8 protein-coding genes are annotated in these 9,223 nt (G+C 69.1%); 4 read left to right on the top strand and 4 right to left on the bottom strand.

Translation table 11 applies throughout. The features are described from left to right. The 3 genes from U9980_RS02525 to U9980_RS02515 form a co-directional block, all read right to left on the bottom strand. Positions 1-397, bottom strand: a 397-nt coding sequence (locus tag U9980_RS02525) for an MBL fold metallo-hydrolase (RefSeq protein WP_322766499.1), incomplete at its 3' end; no start/stop codon positions are given. A 41-nt stretch (positions 398-438) separates the two neighbouring features. Next, entirely contained in the window at positions 439-918 is a 480-nt protein-coding gene (locus U9980_RS02520) for a hypothetical protein (RefSeq protein WP_322766498.1), read from the bottom strand. After that, positions 915-1,187 carry a hypothetical protein gene (locus U9980_RS02515; protein ID WP_322766497.1) on the bottom strand — a complete coding sequence of 91 codons (273 nt, stop codon included), beginning with the start codon at positions 1,185-1,187 and terminating at the stop codon, positions 915-917. The genes U9980_RS02520 and U9980_RS02515 overlap by 4 nt, the downstream gene beginning before the upstream one ends. Positions 1,188-1,369: 182 nt before the next feature. Here U9980_RS02515 and uvrA point away from each other — a divergent pair, with 182 nt between their 5' ends. Beyond that, positions 1,370-4,273, top strand: a complete 2,904-nt coding sequence (gene uvrA / locus U9980_RS02510) for an excinuclease ABC subunit UvrA (protein ID WP_322766496.1) — start codon at positions 1,370-1,372, stop codon at positions 4,271-4,273. On the opposite strand, the gene U9980_RS02505 is transcribed toward uvrA, so the two are convergent. After that, on the bottom strand, positions 4,270-4,683 hold the full coding sequence (locus U9980_RS02505; protein ID WP_322749480.1) for an SsgA family sporulation/cell division regulator: 414 nt from the start codon (positions 4,681-4,683) through the stop codon (positions 4,270-4,272). The two genes, uvrA and U9980_RS02505, sit on opposite strands and share 4 nt — an antisense overlap. Positions 4,684-5,152: 469 nt before the next feature. Here U9980_RS02505 and uvrC point away from each other — a divergent pair, with 469 nt between their 5' ends. The 3 genes from uvrC to U9980_RS02490 form a co-directional block, all read left to right on the top strand. Continuing rightward, positions 5,153-7,405: an excinuclease ABC subunit UvrC gene (gene uvrC, locus U9980_RS02500; RefSeq protein WP_322766495.1), complete on the top strand. Its 2,253-nt coding sequence runs from the start codon at positions 5,153-5,155 to the stop codon at positions 7,403-7,405. Further along, positions 7,402-8,274 (top strand): RNase adapter RapZ, encoded by an 873-nt coding sequence (rapZ, locus tag U9980_RS02495; RefSeq protein WP_322766494.1) that lies wholly within the window; start codon positions 7,402-7,404, stop codon positions 8,272-8,274. Before uvrC ends, rapZ begins: the two co-directional genes overlap by 4 nt. Next, positions 8,271-9,223 (top strand): uridine diphosphate-N-acetylglucosamine-binding protein YvcK (locus tag U9980_RS02490; RefSeq protein ID WP_322766493.1); only part of this gene is annotated, 953 nt, incomplete at its 3' end. The genes rapZ and U9980_RS02490, both read left to right, overlap by 4 nt.

Below are 9,223 nucleotides of genomic sequence, written 5' to 3'. Positions count from 1 at the left end.
GCAGCGTCGCGTCACCGACCGTCACCTGGTCGCCGTCGCAGACCAGGGTCGTCGTCGGCACCGGGATGGCGTCCGCGTCGTCCGGATGCGCCACCGTCCTCGCCCCGGTGGCCGCGACCACCGCCTCCAGGGCCTGCACATGGTCACCGTGACGGTGGCTCGTGACCACGGTCGCGAGCCCAGCCTCGCCGATGAGACCCAGCAGCGTCCCGGCCTCGTTCGCGGCGTCGATCAGGAGCTGCTCGCCGGTTGCGGCGCATCGCAGCAGGTAGGCGTTGTTGTCCATCGGGCCTACCGCGACCTTGGTAATGGTCAGTCCGGGCAGCTCCCGGACGTCCGCCGGCCCGCCTACCACGACCGCGCCGCTGTAGCCGTCACCTTTGATCCTGTGTCTCATGATCCCCTTCTTTGCAGGTGATCGATACCGGTGATCGGACTTCAGGACCATGGCACCTTATATCGGTCGAATACCTCGCGTAGATGCCCTATGGGGCAAATCGCCTGACCGTTGAGATACCAACAGGCAATCCCGGTAGGGTCGAGTGCCGCTGACAGGACCCCGCGGTCGCCTCCAGGGAGGATCAGCTCCGGCCATGGCCGGCCCAGCAGGTCCATCACATCGTCGACAAGAGTGTCCGCGCCGTGCGCGCACGCCGCCTCCACGCCGTCCTCGAGATGCGCGAGGAAGCGGTGCCCACCTGCCGAGACGACGAGGGCCTGGGCCTCAATCATTGCTGTGGAGTCGGCGTGGCCTCGCCCCGGCGGCGCAAACGACGGGTCGACAAGCAGTCGGATATCGGGAAAAACAGGCAGTTCGAAATCCGCCTGAAGGCGTCGTTGGACCGCCGCGCGGGCAGCATCGAAGCCGGCCGGTGACCATCGACCTACCCAGGCCGCCTCGAACGTTGCCGACGTCATGCCGTTCTGCATGCCAGGTAGAATATCGCGTGGTCGCCCTTTGCATTGGTGACCGTACCCTCGAGTCGGAACACTCCGCCGGAGACGACGTCCCGCGCGTTGACCGAACCGTGCGGCGGGTAAACACCCCACTGGATCCCGTAACCCTTTCCCTTCTGCTGCGCAGTCAGCGTCCCGAGGCTGCTGGATGGGCTGAAACTCGGCGAGCAGCTGCTGCTCGGGCTGCCAACGCTGGTGGTACCGGCGCAGCCCAGAAGTGCGGTTGTCATGCATCCGACCGACGTGCCGTGACTGTCCGAATCGGGAGGGCGAGGCGGCGCACGGGCGGGGGTCGTCCCGGAGCCCTCCCGGAACTGTCGGACCCCGTCCGTAACATGGCAGGCGCTGCGGACATCCCGGTCCCGACCGCGGCATGCCCCCTCACCCCGAGCAGACCGCGAAGGATCCCACGATGGCCGACCGTCTCGTCGTTCGCGGCGCGCGAGAGCACAACCTGTGCAATGTCGACCTCGACCTGCCGCGGAACGCCCTGATCGTCTTCACCGGCCTGTCTGGCTCGGGGAAGTCCAGCCTCGCCTTCGACACGATCTTCGCGGAGGGGCAGCGGCGGTATGTCGAGTCGCTGTCGGCCTACGCCCGCCAGTTCCTCGGCCAGATGGACAAGCCCGACGTCGACTTCATCGAGGGCCTGTCACCGGCGGTCTCCATCGACCAGAAATCGACCTCGCGAAACCCCCGGTCGACGGTCGGGACGATCACTGAGGTGTACGACTACCTGCGCCTGATGTTCGCGCGGGCGGGCCGGCCACACTGCCCGAAGTGCGGCCGGCCGATCTCCCGCCAGACCCCGCAGCAGATCGTCGACCGCCTGCTGGAGCTGCCCGAGGGCACCCGGTTCCAGGTGCTCGCCCCGGTCGTGCGGGGCCGCAAGGGCGAATATGTCGACCTCTTCGCGGACCTGCAGTCCAAGGGGTTCGCCCGGGCGCGCGTCGACGGTGACGTGGTCGCCCTCACCGACGTGCCCAAGCTGGAGAAACAACGCAAACACACGATCGAGGTCGTGGTCGACCGGCTGGCGGTGAAGGCGTCGGCGAAGCAGCGGCTGACCGACTCCGTCGAGACGGCACTCGGCCTCGGCAGCGGCCTGGTGCTGCTCGACTTCGTCGACCGCGACGCGGGCGATCCCGACCGTGAGCGGATGTACTCCGAGCACCTCGCCTGTCTGTATGACGACCTGTCGTTCGAGGAGCTCGAGCCGCGGTCGTTCTCCTTCAACTCCCCGTACGGCGCCTGCCCGGACTGTTCCGGCCTGGGCACGCGCAAGGAGGTCGACCCTGAACTCGTCGTCCCCGACCCGACCCTGTCGCTGAACGACGGAGCGGTCGCGCCATGGTCAGCCGGCCACAACAAGGAATACTTCACCCGGTTGCTGGAGGCCCTCGCCAAAGATCTCGGTTTCCGGATGGACATCCCCTGGGAGGGTCTGCCCGAACGCGCCCGCAAGGCCGTCCTGTACGGCCGGGGGGAGACCGAGGTCCAGGTTGCCTACACCAACCGCTACGGCCGGTCCCGAGAGTACTTCACGGCCTTCGAGGGGGTCGTGGCGTTCCTGGGCCGCCGGCACCGGGAGGCGGAGTCGGAGACCAGCCGTGAGCGCTACGAGGGCTACATGCGCGACATCGCCTGCCCGACCTGCCGCGGCGCCCGGCTCAAACCCGAGTCGCTGGCGGTGACCCTGGGCGGTCGTTCGATCGCCGAGATAGCCGGTATGGCCATCGGGGAATGCGCAGAGTTCCTGCGCACGCTCGATCTCACCGAACGGGAGCGGACGATCGCAGGCCGCGTCCTCAAGGAGATCGACGCGCGGCTCGCCTTCCTGCTCGACGTCGGGCTCGACTACCTGTCCCTGGACCGTGCCGCCGGCACGCTGGCCGGCGGGGAGGCGCAGCGGATCAGACTCGCCACCCAGATCGGATCGGGGCTGGTCGGCGTCCTCTACGTCCTCGACGAGCCCTCGATCGGGCTGCACCAGCGGGACAACCGACGCCTCATCCAGACGCTCGTCCGGCTGCGCGACCTCGGTAACACCCTGATCGTCGTCGAGCACGACGAGGACACGATCCGCGCCGCCGACTGGGTAGTGGACATCGGGCCGGGGGCCGGCGAACACGGCGGCAGGGTCGTCGTGTCCGGCCCGGTGGAGGCGCTGCTCACCGACGAGTCCTCGATCACGGGGGCCTACCTGTCGCGTCGCCGCGAGATCCCGGTGCCCGACATTCGGCGGCAGCCGACCAAGGGCCGCGCGCTGACCGTCCACGCCGCCCGTGAGCACAACCTGCGCGACGTGACGGTCTCCTTCCCGCTGGGCTGCTTCGTGGCCGTCACGGGCGTCTCCGGCTCGGGAAAGTCCACTCTCGTCAACGACATCCTGGCCGCGGTGCTGGCGAACAAGCTCAACGGCGCCCGGGAGGTGCCGGGCCGACACCGCACCGTGACGGGCCTGGAACACCTCGACAAGGCGGTCAGGGTCGACCAGTCGGCGATCGGTCGCACCCCGCGGTCGAACCCCGCCACCTACACCGGCGTCTTCGACCACGTCCGACGCCTGTTCGCCGAGACCACCGAGGCGAAGGTCCGGGGCTATCTTCCCGGGCGGTTCTCCTTCAACGTCAAGGGCGGCCGGTGCGAGGCCTGCGCCGGAGACGGCACGATCAAGATCGAAATGAACTTTCTACCGGACGTGTACGTACCGTGCGAGATCTGCCACGGTGCCCGGTACAACCGGGAGACCCTGGAGGTCCATTTCAAGAACCGGAGCATCGCCGAGGTCCTCGACATGCCGATCGAGGAGGCCGCGGAGTTCTTCTCAGCCGTCCCGGCGATCGCCCGGCACCTGCGCACCCTCAACGACGTCGGGCTGGGCTACGTCCGGCTTGGCCAGCCCGCGCCGACCCTGTCCGGTGGGGAGGCGCAGCGGGTCAAACTCGCCGCCGAACTCCAGCGGCGCTCCACCGGGCGCACCGCCTACGTGCTGGACGAACCCACGACCGGGCTGCACTTCGAGGACATCCGCAAACTGCTGGGCGTTCTCGGACGCCTCGTGGACGCCGGCAACACGGTCATCGTCATCGAGCACAACCTGGACGTCATCAAGACGGCGGACTGGGTCATCGACATGGGCCCGGAGGGCGGTACCGGTGGTGGACGGGTCGTTGCCGAAGGATCACCCGAGGTGGTCGCCGCGGTCGAGGCCAGTCACACCGGCCTGTTTCTCCGGGAGATCCTCGGGCCGAGGGTCGGCTTTGCTCCGTCCACGGTCGCCTCGTCCGTCATGTCATCGTCTGCAGTCTCCTAGGTACGGAGGAGATCAGCCAGAACGGCGTCGAGCTCTTCGGCCGAGCGTTCCGAACCCCGAGGAACCACCTGTTCTGTCGCGTCGAGGAACGCCCGCGCGGCATCCATGTCCAGCCGGACGACGGAATGTACGTCACCGGCCGTGAGGTCGAGCCGCACACAGCCGCGGTCGGGTTCCGGAGTGATCCGCACGTCGCCGCCACCCGTGGGGATGTCCAAACCGGCGCGAAGTGCGTCCCGCAGCACCACCCAGCTGCCCCGCGGCAAGGCGGGATGATCCGGTCGGGAGATGAGTTCAAACGTCACAGCAAGCGGGTCGGCCCGTCGCCAGTTCACCTGCAGCACGGTCAGCCGCCCGCGGGAAGGTGCGTCATCGACGACCAACTCGGTGGTCACATCATCCACCTGCATCCGTCGTGCCTCCTTCGTCGTGCGACGCTGTGCACCGCGGTATCGAGGGTGACAGCCGGTCAGGCAAGATGCCACCCGGAGCGCGTGAAGAGACTTGTTCGGGACCAGTCTGGACAAGGTCGACGCCAACCACAGGGCACCTTCCCCGGGGGTGAGGGCCCACAGCTGTCGCGGGATCAACGCCTGCCCAGCCGGTTGTTCTGGCCATCGTGGCCATCGGCCGGCGAGCACCTGACGAATCATGCTTCGCACACCGCTCATGGTCTTCGAGCATGGACCCTGACATCGCCCGCCGCGCTACGCCATGACGGGTGTCCCGCCAGCTGTGAGATATGCCCAGCCACGGTCGCCGCGGGGCTTTGCTCCACCCCAGGTCATGACCACCCCACAAGCCCAAGCGCTCAGCGTGGTGAAATGGCTACGTGGAGGCGTTGTTCTGTGGCAATCCGGCGCGCCGTAGGCTCGGTTCATGGCTGATCCGGCGTCCTACCGTCCCGCGCCGGGATCAGTTCCCGAGACTCCGGGCGTGTACCGGTTCTCCGACGAGCACGGCCGCGTCGTGTACGTGGGCAAGGCGAAGAACCTTCGCGCCAGGTTGTCGAACTACTTCACCGATATACACAACCTCCACCCCCGTACCCAGCACATGGTGACGACCGCGGCGTCGGTCGACTGGACCGTGGTCTTGACGGAGGTCGAAGCGCTCCAGCTCGAGTACACGTGGATCAAGGAGTTCGATCCTCGCTTCAACGTCCGTTACCGGGACGACAAGAGCTACCCGAGCCTCGCGGTGACCCTGCACGAGGAGTTCCCCCGCCTGCAGGTCATGCGCGGTCCCAAGCGCGCCGGCGTCCGCTACTTCGGCCCGTACGCCCATGCGTGGGCCATCCGGGAGACCCTCGACCTCCTGCTGCGCGTCTTCCCGGCCCGAACGTGCAGCGCAGGGGTGTTCAAACGTGCGCGCCAGATCGGTCGCCCCTGCCTGCTCGGCTACATCGACCGGTGCTCGGCACCGTGCGTGGGCCGCGTCGACGCGGCCGAACATCGGCGCATCGTCGAGGATTTCTGCGACTTCATGGCCGGGCAGACCGGCCGGTACATCCGCACCCTCGAGCGCGAGATGGCCCAGGCCGCGTCGGACCAGCGCTACGAAAGCGCGGCGCGGCTGCGCGACGACGTCGGCGCCCTGCGCCGGGCCATGGAAAAGCAGGCGGTGGTGTTGCCCGACGGCACCGACGCCGACGTCATCGCCTTTGCGCAGGACGAGCTCGAAGCCGCCGTCCAGGTCTTCTACGTGCGCGACGGCCGGGTCCGCGGCCAACGCGGCTGGGTCGTCGACAAGATCGAGGAGCGGACCACGGGGGAGCTGGTCGAGCAGTTCCTCACCCAGGAGTACCTGGCGGACGCGGGTCCCGACACCGGTGCCCGTACCGGTACCGGCACGCCCGCGTCGCCCGGGCCCGGGTCACCCGGCACGCCCGCCTCGCGCAGTGGTGCCAACGAGATTCCGCGGGAGGTGCTCGTCCCGGAGCTTCCCCCGGACCCCGACGTCGTCACCGAGCTGCTCAGCATCGCCCGCGGCAGCCGGGTCGACCTGCGGGTTCCTCGCCGCGGGGACAAGCGGACCCTGATGGAGACCGTCGAGCGTAACGCCACGCAGGCCTTCACCCTGCACCGGACGAAACGGGCCGGTGATCTGTCCGCGCGCAGCCGGGCGCTGTCAGACATCCAGGACGCCCTCGGCCTGGACGAGCCACCGCTTCGGATCGAGTCGTTCGACATCTCCAACCTGGCGGGCAGCAACGTCGTCGCGAGCATGGTCGTCTTCGAGGACGGCCTGCCCCGCAAGTCGGAGTACCGGCGGTTCGCCATCCGCGGGGTCGACGGGCAGGACGACGTCGCGAGTATGCACGAGACGATCAGCCGACGGTTCACTCGGTATCTTGCCGAGCGGGCACGTACCGGTGACATCGCCGGGCTGCCGGCATCCGGCGAGTCCGGCGAGTCGGTGGACCCGGCCGACCCGGTGGACCCGGTTACGGGTCGAATGGACCCGGTCACGGGCCGTCCCCGGCGCTTCGCCTACCCGCCCAACCTGGTTGTCGTCGACGGCGGCCCGCCACAGGTCGCCGCAGCCCGCCGGGCCCTGGACGCACTCGGTATCGAGCGCGGCCCCGGCGGCATCGCCCTGTGCGGCCTTGCCAAGCGGCTGGAAGAGGTATGGCTACCCGGTGAGGATGATCCGGTGATTCTGCCCCGGACCAGTGAGGCGCTGTACCTGCTGCAGCGGATCCGGGACGAGGCACACCGGTTCGCGATCGCCTACCACCGCCAGAAGCGCTCCAAAGCGATGGTCCGCTCGCTTCTCGACGACGTGCCGGGGCTCGGCGAGACACGTCGAAAGACGCTGCTGGCGACGTTCGGCTCCGTTGCCCGGATACGGCGGGCGACGGTTGAGCAGATAGCCGAGGTCCCGGGCATCGGCCGGCGGACGGCCCAGGCCGTGGTGGACGCGCTCGCGGCGACCGGCCCGGGAGCGGCAGGCGCCACCCCGCCCGCGGTCGACCCGTCCACGGGGGAGATTCTTGCGGCTGACGAAACCGCGCCGGTGTCGCCACCCGCGGTGTCCGAGCGCGGATCGGGGCCATCGGGTTCCGCCACCGGGGCCGCCGCCGGGCAAGCCGGTTCCGACGCCACATCAACCTGGGGTGTTCCCACATGACCACCGCCGCGCCGCTTGACCTCGCCATCATCACCGGACTGTCCGGAGCGGGCCGCAGTACCGCGGCCAAGTGCCTGGAGGATCTCGGCTGGTTCGTCGTCGACAACCTGCCACCGGCGTTGCTGGCCACCATGACCGAACTCGGACTGCGGTCGCAGGGGGCGGTCAACCGCATCGCGGTGGTCGTCGACGTCCGCGGCCGGGCGTTCTTCTCCGATCTGCGCGCGACGCTGGACACGCTCAACGCCCGCGGCATGCAGCCACGCGTGCTCTTCCTGGAAGCGGCGGACGAGACGCTGGTCCGCAGGTTCGACCACGTCCGGCGGCCGCATCCACTGCAGGGCGAGGGCAGGGTGGTCGACGGAATCAGCCGTGAACGCGCCTTGCTCGCGGAGCTGCGCGGCGAGTCGGACCTGGTGCTCGATACCACCGATCTCAACGTCCACGAGTTGCGGGCCAAGATCGACGCCGCCTTCGGTCAACCGGGTGGAAACCGGTTGAACGCGACGGTGGTCTCCTTCGGCTACAAGTACGGCCTGCCGCTGGACGCGGACCTGGTTGCCGACTGCCGGTTCCTGCCGAACCCGCACTGGGTGGAGGCGCTACGACCGTTCACGGGCCGTGATCCAGATGTTCGTGACTACGTCCTCGCCCAGCCCGGGGCGATGGAGTTCATCAACCAGTACGCGGTGTTGCTGCGACTGGTGGGGGAGGGGTATGTGCGTGAGGGCAAGCGGTATCTGACGCTCGCGATCGGATGCACCGGCGGTAAACATCGCAGTGTAGCCATGGCCGAGCAGCTCGCCTCCCGGCTCGCCGGCGACGGCGTCGGCGTCCGGGTCGTTCACCGTGATCTGGGGCGGGAGTGACAGGTACCGGTCCCGCGGTGGTGGCCTTCGGCGGTGGCCACGGCCTGGCAGCCTCGTTGCGGGCGCTGCGGCGCATCACCCGCCACCTCACCGCGGTTGTGACTGTAGGTGACGACGGTGGATCGTCGGGTCGGCTCCGCACGGAGCTGGGAGCGCTGCCCATGGGTGATCTGCGGATGGCGCTGGCCGCGCTCGCCGGTACCGACAGCTGGTCGACCACCTGGGCGGAGCTGTTCCAGCACCGGTTCGGCGGAGGAGGGCCGCTGGCCGGTCATGCCGTCGGCAATCTGGTGCTCAGCGCGCTCGCCGAGCGCCAGAGCTCTGCGGTGGACGCCCTCGATCTTGCTGCCCGGCTGCTGGGAGCCGCCGGGCGGGTGCTGCCGCTGTCGGACACGGGCATCGACATCGTTGCGGAGGTGGCCGGTCTCGACCCCCGTCAGCCGGCGGCCGTCGTCGAGGTCCGCGGCCAGGCTGCGGTGGCCACCACGTCCGGCCGGGTCCGCAGCCTCCGGCTCGAGCCCGTGACGCCCGCGGCGTGCCGGCCTGCGCTCGAAGCCGTCGAGCGGGCCGAATGGGTGGTGTTCGGCCCGGGTTCGCTCTACACCAGCGTGCTGCCTCACCTGCTGGTGCCCGAGATGACCGGCTGCCTTCTCCGTTCACCGGCTCGCCGCGTCATGGTCCTGAACCTGGCGCCGCAACCCGGTGAGACCGCCGGCTATCCGCCCGAAGCGCATCTGCGGGTCATCGAAACGCACGCGCCGGGGCTGCTGTTCGACGTCGTGATCGCTGACCGCGACGCGGTCGGTGAGCCGGGCGTACTCGCCCGTGCCGCCGCCGACCTGGGGGCTCGTCTGTACCTCGTACCGGTCGCCTACCCCGGCGAGCCACATCATGACCCCCGACGGCTCGCCGTCGCGTTCGAGGCGGTGTTCGCGAACATGGCCGGGAA

Origin of the sequence: Protofrankia sp. Cr1, from assembly GCF_963555865.1 — a bacterium.
Taxonomy (GTDB): Bacteria; Actinomycetota; Actinomycetes; order Frankiales; family Frankiaceae; genus Protofrankia.
Note: the sequence above shows the minus strand (reverse complement) of the source record. Positions and strands in the feature narration are given on the sequence as shown.